Origin of the sequence: Chitinibacter sp. SCUT-21, assembly GCA_041874755.1 — a bacterium.
GTDB lineage: Bacteria > Pseudomonadota > Gammaproteobacteria > Burkholderiales > Chitinibacteraceae > Chitinibacter.
In genome coordinates this window covers 523,677-539,925 of record CP102611.1, presented here as the reverse complement: position 1 = coordinate 539,925, position 16,249 = coordinate 523,677, and the positions used below count along the sequence as shown (strand labels likewise).

At 50.9% G+C, this 16,249-nt stretch carries 17 protein-coding genes; 8 read left to right on the top strand and 9 right to left on the bottom strand.

Going from position 1 to position 16,249, the window contains the following annotated elements:
* Nucleotides 1-42: 42 nt before the first annotated feature.
* From pepP to NT239_02475, 5 genes are all read right to left on the bottom strand, one after another.
* Nucleotides 43-1,356 carry a Xaa-Pro aminopeptidase gene (pepP, locus tag NT239_02495; protein ID XGA71732.1) on the bottom strand — a complete coding sequence of 438 codons (1,314 nt, stop codon included), beginning with the start codon at nt 1,354-1,356 and terminating at the stop codon, nt 43-45.
* A gap of 98 nt (nt 1,357-1,454) precedes the next feature.
* Nucleotides 1,455-2,324: a M48 family metalloprotease gene (locus tag NT239_02490; GenBank protein ID XGA71731.1), complete on the bottom strand. Its 870-nt coding sequence runs from the start codon at nt 2,322-2,324 to the stop codon at nt 1,455-1,457.
* Between the two features lie 2 nt (nt 2,325-2,326).
* Nucleotides 2,327-2,839, bottom strand: a complete 513-nt coding sequence (locus NT239_02485; protein XGA71730.1) for an SH3 domain-containing protein — start codon at nt 2,837-2,839, stop codon at nt 2,327-2,329.
* Nucleotides 2,836-4,656, bottom strand: coding sequence for an adenylate/guanylate cyclase domain-containing protein (locus NT239_02480; protein ID XGA71729.1), 1,821 nt, complete (start codon nt 4,654-4,656; stop codon nt 2,836-2,838). The genes NT239_02485 and NT239_02480 overlap by 4 nt, the downstream gene beginning before the upstream one ends.
* Before the next feature lie 92 nt (nt 4,657-4,748).
* Nucleotides 4,749-5,381 carry a TetR/AcrR family transcriptional regulator gene (locus NT239_02475; protein ID XGA71728.1) on the bottom strand — a complete coding sequence of 211 codons (633 nt, stop codon included), beginning with the start codon at nt 5,379-5,381 and terminating at the stop codon, nt 4,749-4,751.
* Nucleotides 5,382-5,483: 102 nt separating this feature from the next.
* Here NT239_02475 and NT239_02470 point away from each other — a divergent pair, with 102 nt between their 5' ends.
* Genes NT239_02470 through NT239_02435 form a run of 8 tightly spaced genes read left to right on the top strand, consistent with a single transcriptional unit; the run spans nt 5,484 to nt 12,351 of the window.
* Nucleotides 5,484-6,761, top strand: coding sequence for an FAD-dependent oxidoreductase (locus NT239_02470; protein ID XGA71727.1), 1,278 nt, complete (start codon nt 5,484-5,486; stop codon nt 6,759-6,761).
* On the top strand, nt 6,761-7,591 hold the full coding sequence (locus NT239_02465) for a DUF1365 domain-containing protein (GenBank protein XGA71726.1): 831 nt from the start codon (nt 6,761-6,763) through the stop codon (nt 7,589-7,591). Before NT239_02470 ends, NT239_02465 begins: the two co-directional genes overlap by 1 nt.
* Nucleotides 7,588-8,814, top strand: coding sequence for a cyclopropane-fatty-acyl-phospholipid synthase family protein (locus tag NT239_02460; protein XGA71725.1), 1,227 nt, complete (start codon nt 7,588-7,590; stop codon nt 8,812-8,814). Before NT239_02465 ends, NT239_02460 begins: the two co-directional genes overlap by 4 nt.
* Nucleotides 8,780-9,349 (top strand): chalcone isomerase family protein, encoded by a 570-nt coding sequence (locus NT239_02455; GenBank protein XGA71724.1) that lies wholly within the window; start codon nt 8,780-8,782, stop codon nt 9,347-9,349. Before NT239_02460 ends, NT239_02455 begins: the two co-directional genes overlap by 35 nt.
* A complete protein-coding gene (locus NT239_02450) occupies nt 9,346-10,623 on the top strand; it encodes an MFS transporter (protein ID XGA71723.1) in 1,278 nt (425 codons plus the stop codon). Before NT239_02455 ends, NT239_02450 begins: the two co-directional genes overlap by 4 nt.
* Complete coding sequence (locus NT239_02445; protein XGA71722.1) at nt 10,620-11,153, top strand: DUF3833 domain-containing protein; 534 nt, start codon at nt 10,620-10,622, stop codon at nt 11,151-11,153. Before NT239_02450 ends, NT239_02445 begins: the two co-directional genes overlap by 4 nt.
* 2 nt (nt 11,154-11,155) lie before the next feature.
* Nucleotides 11,156-11,938 carry an SDR family NAD(P)-dependent oxidoreductase gene (locus NT239_02440; GenBank protein XGA71721.1) on the top strand — a complete coding sequence of 261 codons (783 nt, stop codon included), beginning with the start codon at nt 11,156-11,158 and terminating at the stop codon, nt 11,936-11,938.
* Nucleotides 11,935-12,351 (top strand): nuclear transport factor 2 family protein, encoded by a 417-nt coding sequence (locus tag NT239_02435; GenBank protein ID XGA71720.1) that lies wholly within the window; start codon nt 11,935-11,937, stop codon nt 12,349-12,351. The genes NT239_02440 and NT239_02435 overlap by 4 nt, the downstream gene beginning before the upstream one ends.
* 81 nt (nt 12,352-12,432) lie before the next feature.
* On the opposite strand, the gene NT239_02430 is transcribed toward NT239_02435, so the two are convergent.
* From NT239_02430 to ltaE, 4 genes are all read right to left on the bottom strand, one after another.
* The gene (locus NT239_02430; GenBank protein ID XGA71719.1) at nt 12,433-13,215 is read right to left on the bottom strand and encodes a MetQ/NlpA family ABC transporter substrate-binding protein; all 783 of its coding nucleotides are present in this window, start codon (nt 13,213-13,215) and stop codon (nt 12,433-12,435) included.
* Between the two features lie 158 nt (nt 13,216-13,373).
* Nucleotides 13,374-14,051: an ABC transporter permease gene (locus NT239_02425; protein ID XGA71718.1), complete on the bottom strand. Its 678-nt coding sequence runs from the start codon at nt 14,049-14,051 to the stop codon at nt 13,374-13,376.
* The gene (locus tag NT239_02420) at nt 14,048-15,058 is read right to left on the bottom strand and encodes a methionine ABC transporter ATP-binding protein (GenBank protein XGA71717.1); all 1,011 of its coding nucleotides are present in this window, start codon (nt 15,056-15,058) and stop codon (nt 14,048-14,050) included. The genes NT239_02425 and NT239_02420 overlap by 4 nt, the downstream gene beginning before the upstream one ends.
* A 59-nt stretch (nt 15,059-15,117) precedes the next feature.
* Nucleotides 15,118-16,149, bottom strand: coding sequence for a low-specificity L-threonine aldolase (gene ltaE / locus NT239_02415; GenBank protein ID XGA71716.1), 1,032 nt, complete (start codon nt 16,147-16,149; stop codon nt 15,118-15,120).
* Nucleotides 16,150-16,249: the final 100 nt, after the last annotated feature.

Here is a 16,249-nt window from a genome sequence, read left to right as displayed (position 1 = left end):
CGACTCTTGTTTTATGCCTTAGTCGAGTTGATCTTATTGGATTTAGCCCGCCATCGTCGCCTCAATTTCAGCGACCGTTTTCGGGCAGCTAGCGGTGAGATTTTCGTGACTTGTCTCGTTAATTAGAACATCATCTTCAATCCGAATGCCGATATTTTCAAATGCGCTTGGCACATTAGCGGCAGGGCGGATATAAAAACCGGGCTCAACGGTGAGTACCATACCCGCTTTGAGTTGACGCCATTGCCCATCGACTTTATAGGCGCCAACGTCATGCACATCTAGGCCCATCCAGTGCCCGGTACGATGCATATAAAACTGGCGGTAGCTTTCAGTTTCGAGTACTTCGGCGAGTGAGCCTTTGAGTAAACCCAGATCAATCATCCCTTGCGCCAAGACCTGTGTTGCCGCGTCATGGGGTGCATTCCAAGTATTGCCAGGTTTGCACTGTTCAAGTGCCGCGTATTGCGCAGCGAGCGTGATGTCGTAAACGGCTTTTTGTTCACCACTAAAGCGGCCGTTTACTGGGAAGGTGCGGGTAATATCGCTGGCGTAACCATGCAGTTCGCAACCAGCGTCGATGAGTAACAGCTCTCCGTCACGCATTTGGGCGTGGTTTTCGCCGTAGTGCAAAACACAGGCATTTGATCCACTGGCGACGATGCTGTTATACGCAGGGGCACGACAGCCTTGTCGGTAGTAATCATGCAAAATTTCTGCTTCAACCTGATACTCAAATTGCCCCGGTTGCGTAAATTGCATTGCACGTATATGTGCCTGAGCGTTAATTAATCCAGCCTTGCGCAAGATACCCACTTCAAAGTCTGATTTGATTAGACGCATTTCATCAAGCACGGTACGCACATCAACGATGGTGTCTGGCGCATTAATGCCAGTGCGAACTAGCGCACGCACGCTGCTTAACCAGCGGTTGATTTGTCGATCCCAGCGCATTTCTTTGGCGAGTGGGTAGTAAATGCGGGGTTGGTTTTTCAGTAGTTCAACCATTTTGCTGTCGATATCATCCAGCGAATAGGCGATATCAAAACCAAAAGTATCTGCGGCGGCGGACGGGCCATAGCGAAAGCCATCCCAGATTTCACGCTCTTCATCTTTGGGGCGACAAAAAAGAATGTTTTGAACTGTATTTTCACCAATAATCTGGACGAAGACCGCATCGGGCTCGTTAAAACCTGTTAGGTAGTAAAAGCTCGAATCAAAGCGAAATGGATAAGTGGTATCGGCATTACGGGCGAGTTCTTTGCTTGTCGGGATGATCACAATCCCAGGCGCGAGTTGGCTAGCTAATTGCTGGCGGCGTGCGATGCAGTTTTCAATTGTTGTGCTCAGATGCATGAGTTACCCCGAGTTTGGCGTGTTATAGCCATGAAGTGAATGCCCAAATTATAAGGCCGCAACCTCAGTTGCGGCCTGGTAAAAATAGCCAGTTGTACTTATCGCTTTACCTGATTGAAACGTTTGGTAGTTTCAACGCCTGCCGCGTAATCTTCAAGTCGATCTCCGACAACTTGATCGATATTGTCCAAACGATCTTTGGGTGACGGATGCGTGCTAAACATTAGCGCGACCGAATTGTCGCTAGGGTTAACTGAGCCCAGTAGTTGCAACACGCTGACCAAGGCATACGGGTTGTAGCCCGCTCGCGCCGCGAGTACCATGCCGTTGACGTCGGCTTCGTATTCATCGGATTTATCTAGGCCGCGTATAAACACTTCAGAGCCGGCTTTGCCGAGTTTTTCTAACGATTTGCCACCAGATTTGCCGTTATTGTAATCAACCACCAAGGTAAGTAGATCAGAGGTGGCTTGTTGACCTTTGGCGCTGGCAATCGCTTTGGCGTGATGTTTGCGCACCACATGGGTAATTTCATGGCCTAAAACGGCTGCCAGTTCGGCCTCGGTTTGCAAGCGATCCCACAAACCGCGCGTAATCAAAATAAAACCACCTGTCGCGGCAAAACTATTGATATTGGGTGAATCAATTACGCCAAAGCGCCAATTCAGATTGGGCTGCTCCGATTGCATCGCAACCCACATCCCAACTTGATTCACATAGCGCTGGATTTTGGGGTCGTTTAGCAAGGGTTCTGCACCCAGCAGGGTGGACATCACGCTTTGTCCTAATGCTTCTTCTTCGGCAGGACCTAAGCCTCGCGTCGCGGTTGAAAGTGCTTCACCGGTGTTGCTGAGCACACTGAGGCCTTTGCTGAGTGTGTCGCCACTTAATAATTTATTGAGATCCAGCGCCATGGCTGGGCTTGTAAAGCCTACCGTTAGTAGTGCGGCTAAGAGGATTTTTTTCATGCTTAGCGCCTCATGGGAGTCATCGTATTGTTTGGACCACTTGTGCTCGTACTATTGATTGCGGGCACAGTATTTTTGCTTAAGTTATTTGCGAGCGCCGTGCGTTGTGCATCGCTTGGGCTGGCGGCAAACGTTGCCATTTTGCGCATTTCCGCAGGATTGGGGACTGCATTATTGATCTGCTCTGCCGACAAGCCTTTGACACCCGTGGTCACCGTTTTGCCAGAGGAGCCGGTTTTAATCACATTGGCTAAGGCGTTATTGCTGCTTGAGGTGCCACTGCTGGTGCGCACGTTCAGCAATTTAATCCAGCCAACTTGGCCATTGGGTAGTTTGACCTCCATCCACGCACCTTTGCGGCTGCGAATATCGATCTGAGTATTATTTGTGACGGTGGCAATTTTGCTGGCGTCCAGAAATGGCTTATCGCGCAAATCGGTAGTGCGGATTACTGTTCCTGGGTCTGCCAATGCCACACCGCTGGCTAATAGCATGCAGTAGAGCGCTTTTTTCATGTTTTTTCCCGTGGTTCAAGCAGTTTTACTGATTGTTCGCGGCCTTTAACCATATGTGTGCCACGTTCAATAAATTCAAAACTAGTATTATTTTTCGCACAAGCCTGCTGGCACGCTTCGGAAACCAAAATGCGTGCCACGCCTTTCGTTAAGCCTTCAATGCGCGAGGCAAGATTCACCGTGTCACCAATTACCGTATAATCAAGGCGCGTTTCAGAGCCGATAAATCCAACCACGGCCTGGCCAGTATGGATGCCAATTCCGACATCAAAATCGGCATTAAGGTCTTTGAGCTCGGCTTTAAATTGCTCAAGCGCATGTGACATTTCCAGCGCTGCCGCAATTGCATGTTCAGCGTGTTGCTCATCGTGCGCAGGTGCGCCCCAAAAAGCCATGATGGCATCACCAATGAATTTATCAAGTGTGCCGCCATGCTTAAAGATAATCGCCACTTGCATCGAGAAATAGCGATTGAGTAATTCAACGATGTATTCGGGGGGGTGATTCTCGGATAGCGTAGTAAAGCCGCGAATATCAGAAAACAGCACCGTTAATTCGCGTGATTCGGCTTTTTTATTCATGTCGATTTCGCCACTGGCGATTAAATCACCCACCACGCGGGAATCTAGAAAACGCGAAAACATCTCTACCGCATGCTCTCGGCTGGCTTTTTCGGCTAAATAGGACATCAATGCCGCCAGCCAAAAATAGCCCCAAGCCCAAGCGAGCGGGGCTGCCAGCGGCAAATACCAATGCTGCTTTAATCCTGACCACATTAGCGCGGCAGCTAAGCCGCTCGCGAGCACCATACAGCCAGCAAGGTATAGGGTGTTTTTGCCATACCGAAAGCCAAGAAAGAGCAGTGCCGATAGCGCCAAGGCAAGTAGGCTAAAAGGTTGGCGTGGCGGGTCACGCAACCAGTCGTTTTGTTTTAAATTGTCGATCGCGGTGGCCAGAATTTCCACTCCAGGATAACTCTGACTCAGTGGCGTAGGCCGCAAATCTTGCAGCCCTGGCGCGGCAGTGCCGATGATGACAATCTTATTGGTAAATTCCGTTTTAGAACGGCTTGGTTTTTCACTATTGGCATCAAAATAGAGGTCGGCATAGGAAATATGCTGGCGCAGGTGCTGCCAGTTCAAGCGGATACGATCTTGATTTACACTGTGCCATTGCAAATCAAGTGCTAATCGCCAAGGTAGCGAAGCAATTTGCCAACCATCGATACCGACTTTGATTAGGTATTCGCGGCCTATGCCATCTTGGCCTTCTTTAAAATTAATCAAGCCACCACGCCATGATTTTGGATCGAGCACGGTGGGGAGCATTAACGTGGCTTTTGCCTGCGGCTTTGCTTGCGGGGTTTTGATCAGGCCCACACTTGAGGGCAGGCTGGTTAAATCAATGCGATTACCATCATCAAGTAAAGCGTGTGCAAAGTAGATGTTTGAATACTGAGCAACGGTCTCTTTGAAAATGGCATCTGATTCGGTACCAAATGTATCGGGCTCATTAAAAAGAATATCGAACACGATGGCCTTGGGCTTTTGCGCTGCAATGTGGTCGATTAATTCAGCATGAATCGAGCGTGGCCATGGCCATTTACTCGCCACCTCATTCATGTTTTCCAAGCTTTTTTGGTCAATGTCGACAATGACGATGTCTGGATTGGCAGGGCGAGTTTGCGCATGTTTTTTTAGCAAAATATCGCCGATCCGCAAATCAAGCGACTGGCTAAAATTTAGGACGCCATAATCGAGTGCAATCAAGGCTGTGAGCACTGCAAAAAGGGTGGCAAAAGAGAGTTTATGGCGCATAGTGCAGCACAACAAAACAAAGTTAACTCTTTATAACCCTTAATTGTTCGCTAAAAAAGCACTTTCATCACAGCAAGCAGAGCCTGCATCGCTTAATTCTTCTCGGCTTTGCTCGTGGGGCCACCAATACCAGCAAAGCAAACCTCAAGCATGTGTTTGATAATCTCTTCCTTGTCGAGTTTGCTGTATTTTTGTAAAAACTCAACAGCAGGGTCGCAAGTTCTTGAATAAAAGCTAAATAAAATCACATCGCTAGGTAAGTTTGGATTTAAGTCGCCACTTTTTTGCGCTTTATTGACTAGCTTTTCAAGCTGATAGTTGAGTTTCAAAACCCGCCCTACATACTTTAGGTTGCGCATCAACATTTCGCGCACGTGTTCACTGGTCGAAGGCAAGAAAGGCATTCCGCCCTCCAGCCGCACGCGTAGCGCCCACTCTAACATTGCACTAAGCACTTCGATCGGTCGCAAACTATCATCAAGTTGGTGCAAGAAATCAGATGCGCCATCAATAAGCCGCACCATCGCTTCACCGACCAAATCTTCTTTTGATTTGAAGTGCTTATACAAGCTGGGTTTGGAGATACCCACTGCGTTGGCAACATCATCCATCGTCATCAGGTCAAAACCTTTGTCTTTCAGGATGGAAGTTGTCGCATCCAAAATGGCGTTTTCGCGCAATTTGAACGCTTGATCTTTGAAACTTAGTTTGCCAAGTATACTCATTCGTATATATTGCTACTAACCAGTAGCTTTTCTGTTTTGATAGTAGTAATCTTATCACTGAAGTATTCAATTTGACACTGTAACCATGGACGAACGGTCAACATGATGCAAAGCAAGCAACGTATTGCAGTAGTCGGTGCTGGGATTTCTGGCTTGGCTTGCGCTTATTTTTTACAGCGCCAGCATGATGTGACGCTGTTTGAAGCCGGCAACTATCTGGGTGGGCACACCAATACCGTGCAAGTAGAGCTAGAAGGTCAGTCTGCTCCCGTCGATACGGGCTTTTTGGTGTTTAACGAAAAAACCTATCCCAATCTGATTGCCCTCTTCGCGGAGTTAGGTGTTGCTAGCTATGCCACCGATATGTCGTTTGGGGTGTCACTCGATTCAGGCTCACTGGAATGGGCGGGAACCAATTTAGATACAGTCTTTGCACAGCGCTCAAATTTGTTGAAGCCAAAATTTCTGTGCATGTTGCGTGATATTTTGCGTTTTAACGAAGCAGCGCACCTCAATTTGGAAGTGTCAAGCAAAACCGGCATGACCTTAGGGCAGTTAATCGCCTCGGGGGGCTATGGCAATGAATTTCGCGATGCGTATTTGTTGCCGATGGCCGCGGCGATTTGGTCAAGCTCGCCTAAAGATATCCTCGATTTCCCCGCAGCGACTTTTTTGCGGTTTTGCATTAACCATGCGCTACTGCAAGTGAATAACCGACCACAATGGCAAACGGTGCAAGGTGGTGGGCGTGAATATGTGCGCAAAATTGCGGCGACCTTAAACGATATTCGCTTGGCAACCCCCGTGAGCGCAGTGCGGCGCGACGCGACGGGCGTAATTGTGACGCATGCCGGTGGTTTCGAGACATTTGACGCGGTGATATTCGCCACGCACGCACCGCAAACACTGGCGGCATTGCAAGACGCTAGTGCTGAAGAGCGGGCTATATTAGCTGCTGTGCGTTATCAGCCCAACACTGCAGTCTTGCATACCGATGTAAAGCAATTGCCGCGCAATAAAAAGGTATGGTCGGCGTGGAATTATTTGGGGGGGAAATCAATTTCGGGCGAGCGCGGCGTTTGCGTTAGCTATTTGCTCAATCAATTGCAACAGCTGCCGTTTGAGTCGCCAGTGGTTGTGACGCTCAATCCGTTTGACGCCATCGATCCAAATCAGGTGCTGGCGCAGTTTGAATACGAACATCCGATTTTTGACCAAGCTGCAATCGATGCACAGCAGCAACTGCACGCCATTCAAGGCCTAGATCGTGTGTGGTTTGCCGGCGCGTGGACGGGGTATGGTTTTCACGAAGATGGTCTGAAATCCGCCTTACGCGTTGTCGCTGATTTTGGCTTGCTACCCGCTTGGGCCAAGGTGTGATGATGTCCGCCGCAGCATATTTAATTCGCGGTCAGGTGATGCATCACCGGTTGCGCCCGGCCAAAAATCAGTTTGTTTATCCGGTGTTTTGTCTGCTGGCCAATGTGGCGCGTTTGGAAGAACTCAATAACCGCTGGTTCGGCGTCAATCGCCGCGGGCTAGTGTCCTTGCAAACCCAAGACTACGGCCCGCGTGATGGCTCGGATTTGCAGCTTTGGATCCGCCGCGTGTTGCAGCAATATCATTTGCCCAGTGATGGCGAAATTTGGCTACAAACTTTTCCGCGCGTGCTCGGCTTTGTGTTTAACCCGGTGAGTTTTTGGTATTGCCACGATGCGCAGGGGCAATTGCGCGCGGTGCTGGCCGATGTCAACAATACCTTTGGCGATAACCACAGGTATTTGCTTGTGGCCAAATCAGGTAAGGCGATTGACGAAGATACCCCGCTAGAAGCGCGTAAATTAATGCATGTGTCGCCGTTTTGCGAGGTGAAAGGTCATTATCAATTTCGCTTTCGCGCCAGCGAAAAAACGCAGTTTGTCGGCATTGATTATTTCGACGACGAAGGTTTGCTAATTAAAACCGCGATTGGTGGCTACTTGCATGCCTTTAATGCCCAAAGCGTGCGCCAGGCCGTGTTCGCGCAGCCATTTTTAACGCTGGGCGTGTTTGCCAAAATCCACTGGCAAGCGCTGAAACTGTGGCTCAAAAAAGTGCCATTTTTCCGCCAGCCTGCCGCGCCAGCGGTCAATTTTAGTTTTCAACTGCCTGAAGCCAGTTTGAAATCGCCCATTAACGTCGATTGCAATTCAGAGGAGCGTTCATCATGAGCAGCAACCCACTAAGTCGCGCCTTAACGCTAAGCCAAACGCAAAATCTACCGGCCGCAGCCAAATTATTTCTGCACTTATTAGCGCGTTTGCAATTCGGGCATTTGCAATTGATTACGCCGCAAGCCGAATGCCTAACCTTTGGCGATTTGCACCAGCCGCCAAGCGCCACCTTGCAGATTCATGATTGGCGCGCGTGCGAGCGCATTATCAAAGCGGGCGATATTGGTTTTGCCGAAAGCTATGAGGCGGGTTGGATTGATAGTCCAGATTTAACGGCTGTGCTCCGCTTGGCGCTGCGCAATGAGGCGGTTCTCGATCGCATGGTGTTTGGCGGCAAGCTCTCGACGCTGTGGTATCGCTTAAAACATTTGCTACGGCCAAATACGCGCAGCGGCAGCCGCAAAAACATCCATGCGCATTACGACATTGGCAATGATTTTTATCGCCTATGGCTAGACCCCAGCTGGACGTATTCAAGCGCGATTTTTGCTGGCGATAGGACGCAATCGCTGCAAGCGGCGCAGCAGCGCAAATACCAGCGCATTATCGATTGCTTGGGGCTTAAAGCGGGCGATCGGGTGTTGGAAATCGGCTGTGGTTGGGGCGGCTTTGCCGAACACGCGGCCAAACTGGGTATTTTTGTCCATGGCATCACCATTTCACCCGCGCAGCTGCAAATCGCGCGCGAGCGCATTGATGCGCAGCATTTGAATGCTTTGGCTGATTTGGAAATCTGCGACTACCGCGACCTACAAGGCCAATACGACGCGATTGTATCGATTGAAATGTTTGAAGCAGTGGGCGAGCGTTTTTGGTCACAGTATTTCGAAACCGTGGCAGCGCGCTTAAAAGCCGGCGGGAAAGCGCTAATTCAAACCATCACCATCGACGAGCGCTATTTTGCGCGCTATCGCAGCAGCACCGATTTTATCCAGCAATACATTTTCCCTGGCGGCATGCTGCCCAGCCCCGAGCGTTTTGTGCACGCAGCGCAGCGCGCTGGCTTGGAGACGCACGATCAATATCGATTTGGCGCCGATTACGCCGAAACGCTGCGCCGCTGGCGTGAAGATTTTGAAGCGCAACAGCACCACATCCGCCAGCAAGGTTTTGATGAAGCGTTTATGCGGATTTGGCGTTTGTACTTGTGCTACTGCGAAGCGGGTTTCGATGAGGGGCGCACCGATGTTATTCAGTTTATGCTGCAAAAAGCGCGTTAATACGCTGCAGGGTATTGCCGCCAAGCTATTGCTGCTTGCTTGCTTGGGGCTAATACCCATGCTGGCGAATGCTAACGCTTGGCGCGAACAATTACCGCAGGCCAAGGTGATCGGCAATGGCGATTTGCGCTGGTTTGGCCTGCGAATCTACACCGCCAAATTATGGAGCGAGCAGCCAAGGTTTGATGCCAACGCGCCGTTTGCGCTCGAGCTGACCTACCACCGCAGCATTAGCCGCGAGCAATTTGTCTCGACCAGCTTGGATGAAATTCGTCGTCTATTTGCGCAGCGCTATTCAGCCGCGACGCTGCAGCGTTGGGAGAGCGAAATGCAGCGCGCATTTACCGATGTGAACGAGGGCGATCAGCTGATTGGTGTTTATCTGCCCAATGTCGGCTGCCGTTTTTACAATAGCCGCCGCTTGCTGGCTGAGATTCGAGATCCTGAATTTGCCAAAGCGTTTTTCGCGATTTGGTTTGACGTGCGCAGCAAAGATAGTGGCCTGCGCGCCCAATTATTAGGGGACAAATCATGAATGCGGCCGTGCCAGCCGACAGGGCGGCGATCAGCAGCACAGGCGCGCTGATCGCGTATGGTTTGCTCGGCCTGCCGCTGGCGATGTCGGCCTTGCCGGTGTATGTGCAAATCCCCGCGTATTACAGCACGCATTGGGGCTTGGCCTTGGCGGGCACCGGCTGGGTGCTGTTTCTGGCGCGGCTGATTGATACGCTGCAAGACCCGCTGCTGGGGCGATGGATTGATCGTTTAAACGGCTTCCAGCTCAAGCTGTGGCTGCATCTGGGCGCTTTTTTATTGGCCTTGGGTTTTGCTGGGCTGTGGCTGCCGCATCTAGCGCAGGGGTATTTGCTGCTATGGCTTGCTGTGATGTTAGTTGTCGCTTATACGGCACACAGTATGCTCAATATCGCGTATTTGGCTTGGGGCGCGAAACTCGGCGCGGAAGGGCAATTGCTTGGCGCGGCGGGGTGGCGTGAAGGCGCGGGATTGCTCGGGGTGATTGCCGCCAGTGTGATCCCCAGCCTGATTTTGAGCCAGCCTCGCGCGGCGATTAATGATGGTTTTGTGCTGTACGCGCTACTGTTTACCGCGTTATTGGCGCTCAGTGTTTGGGCTTTACTGCGCTTTGCGCCCGCGTGGCCACGGCAAGCGGTGCAGGCCATCACTTGGCGCGAGGCTGTTGTGTTGATTGGCCAAAATCGCCGCTTTCGCGCTTTGCTCGCGCCGTATTTTTTAAATGCGATTTCGGTCTCGATTCCCGCGACTTTGGCACTGTTTTTTATCAACGATCGCATCGGTGCGCCGCAGTGGGCGGGGGCGTTTTTGGCATCCTACTTTATTGCCGCAGCAATTGGTTTGCCGCTGTGGGTGCAGTTGGCACGCAGGATTGGGGTGCTCTGCAGCTGGCGCTGGGGCATGGTGCTCGCGGTGCTGAGTTTTTGTGGCGCAGCTGTGTTGGGGCAGGGCGATACGCTGGCTTATTTATTGGTGTGTATCGCTGCGGGTTTAGCCTTGGGTGCAGATTTGGCCTTGCCGCCAGTGCTGCTTGCTAAAGTGATTCCGCCCGATCAAGCGCCCGCCAGTTATTACGGTGTTTGGACTTTGCTCGGCAAATTGGCTTTAGCCTTGGCGGGATTGGCTTTGCCGTTGCTGGCGTGGTTGCAATATCAACCGGGCCAGCCGGCAGGCGTCGCTTTGGCATGGGTTTATGCCGGCTTGCCGTGCTTATTTAAAATGGCTGCACTGATCTTATTACGTCGATTGGCCATTGATTCGGAGGCAACATCATGAAGCAGAAACTCAAAGCGATGATCGTAGGCTTGTGCGGCGTATTAACAGCCTGTGCCTCGCCCGATGTCAGCCAATATCAGCAGGCCGAGCCCAAGCTCGATTTGGTGCAGTATTTTGTCGGCAAGACGGATGCTTGGGGTATGTTCCAAAAGCGCGGCGGCGAAGTGGTGAAGCGTTTTCATGTCGAAATTACCGGCACGCACAATAACGGCAAATTGGTGTTGGACGAGCGTTTTAGCTACGACGATGGCACTAAAGATCAGCGCGTCTGGACTCTAACTCGGCAAGCTGATGGTACTTGGCGCGGCACCGCGGCCGATGTGAAAGGCGAGGCGATCGGCAAAGTGGCTGGCAATGCATTGAGCTGGCAATACACGCTCTTGCTACCCGTAGATGGCAGAACCTATGAAATGCAGTTTGACGATTGGATGTTTCTGATCGACGAGCAAACCATGATCAACCGTGCCAGTATGCGTAAATTTGGCATTGAGCTCGGTCAGGTAACGCTGTTTTTCAAAAAAAGGAGCTAGCCATGTTTGCCAGTATGAATAGACCGATTGCGAGCTTGGCCGGGCAACGTATTTGGCTAATCGGCGCATCCAGCGGGATTGGGGCGGCATTGGCGGAACAGGCGCTGGCGGCTGGTGCGCATGTCACACTCAGCGCCCGGCGCGAAGCGCCATTGCAAGCTTTAGCCGCTCGTTTTGATAAAGCGCATGTATTGGCGTTTGACGCGGTCGATCTGGCTGCGTGGCCGACAGCGTACGCGCAACTTTGCGCGCAAATGGGCGAGCCTGATCTGCTGATTTTTTGCGCCGCCGATTATCAACCCGAGCGGGTGTGGGATGTGCGCGCAGCGCGTGCCGAGCAAATGCTCAAAATCAATTTGATCAGCGTGTATTGCGCGATTGAAACCGTGCTGCCGGCGATGTTGGCGCGTGGCCGTGGTGGGATTGGCCTGATTGCCAGCGTTGCAGGCTATATGGGCTTGCCGAATGCCAGCGTGTACGGGCCAAGTAAAGCGGCGCTGATTAATTTGGCCGAGATTTTATACAGCGATTTACACCCCAAAGGTTTGGACGTGTATTTGATTAATCCGGGTTTTGTCAGAACCGATTTAACAGCCAAAAACGATTTCGCGATGCCCGCCTTGCAAACACCGCAGCAGGCGGCGAGTGCGATTTGGCAGGGAATTACCGATGGTGCATTTGAAATACATTTTCCGCACCGCTTTACCAATACGCTCAAATTTTTGCAACTTTTACCGTACCGCGTACGCTTTGCCTTATTCGAACGCTTTTTGAAAATATCATGACCCAATTGGATGAATTACTCGCTTGGTATCAAAGCTTAACGCCTGAGTCGCTGAGCGAAGTGGCTCGTTTTTATACCGACGAGGCACGCTTTAAAGATCCGTTTAACGACGTAATAGGGCATGCCGCGATTGAACGAATCTTTGTACATATGTTCGCGACAACGCAAAACCCGCGCTTTGTGATTGCCGAGCGCATCGTGCAAGGGCAACAAGCTTTTGTCACTTGGCGTTTTGAGTTTGGCCTAAAAGGGCAAGCCTATGAGATTGTTGGTGGCTCGCATCTGGTGTTTGCCGACGATGGACGAGTGGCCTTGCATCGTGACTATTGGGATGCAGCGGAAGAATTGCTGCAAAAATTGCCTGTAGTTGGTGGCCCAATCCGTTGGTTAAGGCGTCAGTTTCAGGTTCAATGATGTACAAAATTAGAAGCTGGATGTGAATAAAGCCCCGAATCGGGGCTTTATTTCTTCAGGCAATACTTGTTGCTGTGTTAATTAAAACGCAGGAACAACCGCGCCTTTGTATTTATCAGCGATGAATTTCTTCACTTCTGGTGTTTTCAGCGCAGCAGCCAATTTTTTGATTGCAGCAGCGTCTTTGTTGTCAGTGCGCGTTACCAAGATATTCACGTAAGGTGATTCTGAACCTTCGATCGCCAGTGCGTCTTTGCTTGGGTTTAGCTTAGCTTCAAGCGCGTAGTTGGTGTTGATCAGCGCCAAATCCACTTGGTTCAAAATGCGTGGCAGCGTTGCGGCTTCCAGTTCTTTGAATTTCAGTTTTTTCGGGTTGGCTGCGATGTCTTTGCTGGTCGCCAAGATGTTTTTCTTGTCTTTCAGTGTGATCACGCCCGCTTTGTCGAGCAACAAGAGTGCGCGGCCGCCGTTGGTTGCGTCATTTGGAATCGCAACCGTCGCGCCTTCTTTTAAGTCGGCCAATTTTTTCACTTTGGTCGAGTACGCGCCAAATGGCTCAACGTGTACGCCAGCGACGCTCACCAAAGTCGTGCCTTTGCCTTTGTTAAATTCGTTCAGGTAAGGCTGGTGCTGGAAGAAGTTGGCGTCGAGTTTTTTCTCGGCCACTTGCACATTAGGTTGTACGTAGTCGGTGAACACTTTAACGTCCAGCGTAACGCCTTGTTTGGCCAAAGTTGGTTTTAAGAACTCGAGGATTTCAGCGTGTGGAACGGCAGTTGCGCCGACGCTGATTTTGTCAGCAGCAAATGCGCCAGCACTTGCGAACAAAGAAGCTGCGGCAACCAGAGAGATGATTTTCTTCATGCTTTTATTCCTTTTGGGAGGGTATATGGTTGCACTCTTTTGGAGTGCTGGTTTGTGTGTTAATACCCCTGTGAGGGGTGTATGTATACAGAATATCACTGAGCCCTATAAATTGAAAATATCAATTGCTTCTAAACATATATAGGCGCAGATGCTGCTTATTTACGACTAAAGTGCTGAACCAATTTATCGCCGACCATTTGCAGTACTTGCACCAAGATCAGCAATAAGACGACGGTCACGACCATGACGTCAGTCTGGAAGCGCTGGTAGCCAAAACGAATCGCCAAATCGCCCAAACCACCGCCACCAATGACGCCGGACATCGCCGCATACGAAACCAGCGTAATTGCCGTGACGGTAATCGCCGCCAAAATGCCGGGCATGGCTTCGGGGAGCAGGGCTTTTAATACGATTTGCCGCGTCGTTGCACCCATTGCTTGCGTCGCTTCAATAATGCCGCGATCCACTTCACGCAGCGCGGTTTCGACCAAGCGGGCGAAGAAGGGCGTTGCGCCGACTACCAGTGGCGGAATGGCGCCTGCGACGCCCAATGAAGTGCCAGTCAGCAATACGGTGAACGGAATCATGATAATCAGCAAAATCACAAATGGCACCGAGCGCAGCACGTTCACGATAAACGACAAAATGCCGTACACGACAGGCTGCGCGAGCAGTTGTTTTTTACCGGTTAAAAACAGCAAAATACCGAGCGGCAAGCCCAAAATTAGCGTAAATAGCAGCGAGCCGCCGAGCATGCTCAAGGTGTCTAGCGTGGCTTGGCCGATATCGGCCCAGTCGATATTGCTCAGTAATTCATTCATTAGCTCGTTCATGCGCGCAACTCCTCAATCACAATGCCCTCGGCGCTTAATTTGGCCAGCAAATCGTTAACTTGGCTGCCAACCAGCCCCAAGGTTAACTGGCCGCATGGTGTTGCTTTAATGCGCTCGATGCGGCCGGCGAGGATGGAGAAATCAACTTCAAATTGACGCGCTAGCGAGCTTAAATGCGATTGATACGTGGCATCACCTTTGAAAGTGAGGCGAACAATTTTGCCCGGCACATGGGCAAAATCGTCGGCTTCATCATTTTCGTCAACGTGCTCGCTCTCGTAAACAAAGCGGCGTGTGGTGGTGTGTTTGGGGTGTAAAAACACGTCGGTAACGGGGCCCATTTCGACGATTTCACCGCCATCAATGACGGCAACGCGATCGCAAATGGTGCGAATCACGTTCATCTCGTGCGTAATCAGCACAATCGTTAGTTTGAGCTTTTGGTTGATTTCCAATAAAAGCTGCAATACCGACGATGTGGTTTGTGGATCAAGCGCGCTGGTGGCTTCGTCACACAGTAGTAGCTTCGGGTTGTTTGCCAAGGCGCGTGCGATGCCGACGCGCTGTTTTTGTCCACCAGAGAGTTGGGCTGGGTATTTATTGGCGTGATCTTTTAAGCCAACCAAATCGAGCAATTCGGCAACGCGCTGCGCAATTTGCTCCTTGCTCAACTCGCCCGCCACTTGCAGCGGGAAGGCGACGTTTTGCGCGACGGTTTTGCTCATCAGCAGATTGAAATGCTGAAAAATCATGCCAATTTTCTGGCGTGATTTACGGAGCTGATCGCTGCTAAGTTCAGTCAAATCCACATTGTCGATCAATACCCGCCCGCCCGTTGGGCGCTCAAGCAGATTGATTAAGCGAATAAGGGTAGATTTGCCGGCCCCAGAGTGGCCGATCACGCCGAAAATTTCACCTTCGGCGATGCGTAAATCAATCCGTTTGAGTGCCGGAATGTCGCGGCCTTCAACCCGATAAGATTTACTGAGATTTTCTAATAAAATCACGGAACGCCTTTGTTGATTAAGTCTGAGTTAATGATTGTCGATGAAAGCGATTGCGGCAACTAAGCTTGGGGCATCAATTGCTCAAGCACCGCGACGATGCGCGCAATATCGGCTTCGCTAATTTGCCAGTGGGTGACCAAGCGCATCAGGCCATGCTCAGGGGGATTTACCATGATATTCTGCGCGCTAAACGCAGCGCTGACTGCAGCTGCGTCAATCTCGCGCGTAAAGCGAAACCACACCATATTGATGTGTACGCTGTCTAAATCCACTTCAATGCCATCGATTTGGCTAATCGCTTGGGCGAGCATTTGCGCGTTGTTGTGATCTTCGTGCAAACGTGCCGTCATCGTATTGAGTGCGATCAAGCCTGGTGCGGCTAAGACGCCAGCTTGACGCAAACCACCACCGAGCATTTTGCGTAAACGACGTGCGCGAGCAATAAAATCGTGACTACCCGCCAAAATAGAGCCCACCGGAGCGGCCAAACCTTTACTTAGGCAGCACATCACACTATCGCAATACTGCGTGATTTCTTTTACATCGACCTGTAAATGCGTTGCTGCGTTAAAAATGCGGGCGCCATCTAAATGAACCGGCACTTGCTCGGTCTGAGCAATTTTCCAAATGGCCTGCATATTCGAAAGTGGAATAACACGGCCGTTTGAATGCGCGTTTTCCAAGCAAATCAAGCCGGTTTTGGGCTCGTGAATATCAAGGCCATGGCGGATTTTGCGTTGCACAGCGTGTGGATCGATTGCGCCATTGAGGCTATCAATCGTGCGCAATTGCACGCCACCAATCACCGCGCTGCCACCCGCTTCATGCCAAACGATATGGCTATCGTCGCCAACAATGACCTCATCGCCACGCTGGCAATGGCCTAAAATCGCCAATTGATTGCCAAACGTACCGGTGGGAACAAAGAGAGCAGCTTCTTTGCCTAGGCGCGCTGCGGCTTGCTGTTCCAGTTCAATCACAGTGGGATCATCACCGTAAACGTCATCGCCGACAATGGCGTTGGCCATCGCTTGGCGCATCGCGTCGGTGGGCTGAGTCACAGTATCACTACGTAGGTCGAGAGTTTTCATGGCGATTGAGGTTTATTTGTTCAATGATTGTGAATAGTTAGATCAAAAATGACTATAGCCGATATTCCTAATTCTGATGATTAGACGCCGATTGTGCGAA

Bases quoted from the DNA above. Each gene is read 5' to 3' on its own strand.
- NT239_02475 (XGA71728.1), bottom strand. From the start codon at position 5,381: ATGAGTATACTTGGCAAACTAAGTTTCAAAGATCAAGCGTTCAAATTG.
- NT239_02430 (XGA71719.1), bottom strand. From the start codon at position 13,215: ATGAAGAAAATCATCTCTCTGGTTGCCGCAGCTTCTTTGTTCGCAAGT.
- NT239_02445 (XGA71722.1), top strand. From the start codon at position 10,620: ATGAAGCAGAAACTCAAAGCGATGATCGTAGGCTTGTGCGGCGTATTA.
- NT239_02480 (XGA71729.1), bottom strand. From the start codon at position 4,656: ATGCGCCATAAACTCTCTTTTGCCACCCTTTTTGCAGTGCTCACAGCC.
- NT239_02490 (XGA71731.1), bottom strand. From the start codon at position 2,324: ATGAAAAAAATCCTCTTAGCCGCACTACTAACGGTAGGCTTTACAAGC.
- NT239_02470 (XGA71727.1), top strand. From the start codon at position 5,484: ATGATGCAAAGCAAGCAACGTATTGCAGTAGTCGGTGCTGGGATTTCT.
- pepP (XGA71732.1), bottom strand. From the start codon at position 1,356: ATGCATCTGAGCACAACAATTGAAAACTGCATCGCACGCCGCCAGCAA.
- NT239_02440 (XGA71721.1), top strand. From the start codon at position 11,156: ATGTTTGCCAGTATGAATAGACCGATTGCGAGCTTGGCCGGGCAACGT.
- ltaE (XGA71716.1), bottom strand. From the start codon at position 16,149: ATGAAAACTCTCGACCTACGTAGTGATACTGTGACTCAGCCCACCGAC.
- NT239_02455 (XGA71724.1), top strand. From the start codon at position 8,780: ATGTTATTCAGTTTATGCTGCAAAAAGCGCGTTAATACGCTGCAGGGT.
- NT239_02435 (XGA71720.1), top strand. From the start codon at position 11,935: ATGACCCAATTGGATGAATTACTCGCTTGGTATCAAAGCTTAACGCCT.
- NT239_02485 (XGA71730.1), bottom strand. From the start codon at position 2,839: ATGAAAAAAGCGCTCTACTGCATGCTATTAGCCAGCGGTGTGGCATTG.
- NT239_02460 (XGA71725.1), top strand. From the start codon at position 7,588: ATGAGCAGCAACCCACTAAGTCGCGCCTTAACGCTAAGCCAAACGCAA.
- NT239_02450 (XGA71723.1), top strand. From the start codon at position 9,346: ATGAATGCGGCCGTGCCAGCCGACAGGGCGGCGATCAGCAGCACAGGC.
- NT239_02425 (XGA71718.1), bottom strand. From the start codon at position 14,051: ATGAACGAGCTAATGAATGAATTACTGAGCAATATCGACTGGGCCGAT.
- NT239_02465 (XGA71726.1), top strand. From the start codon at position 6,761: ATGATGTCCGCCGCAGCATATTTAATTCGCGGTCAGGTGATGCATCAC.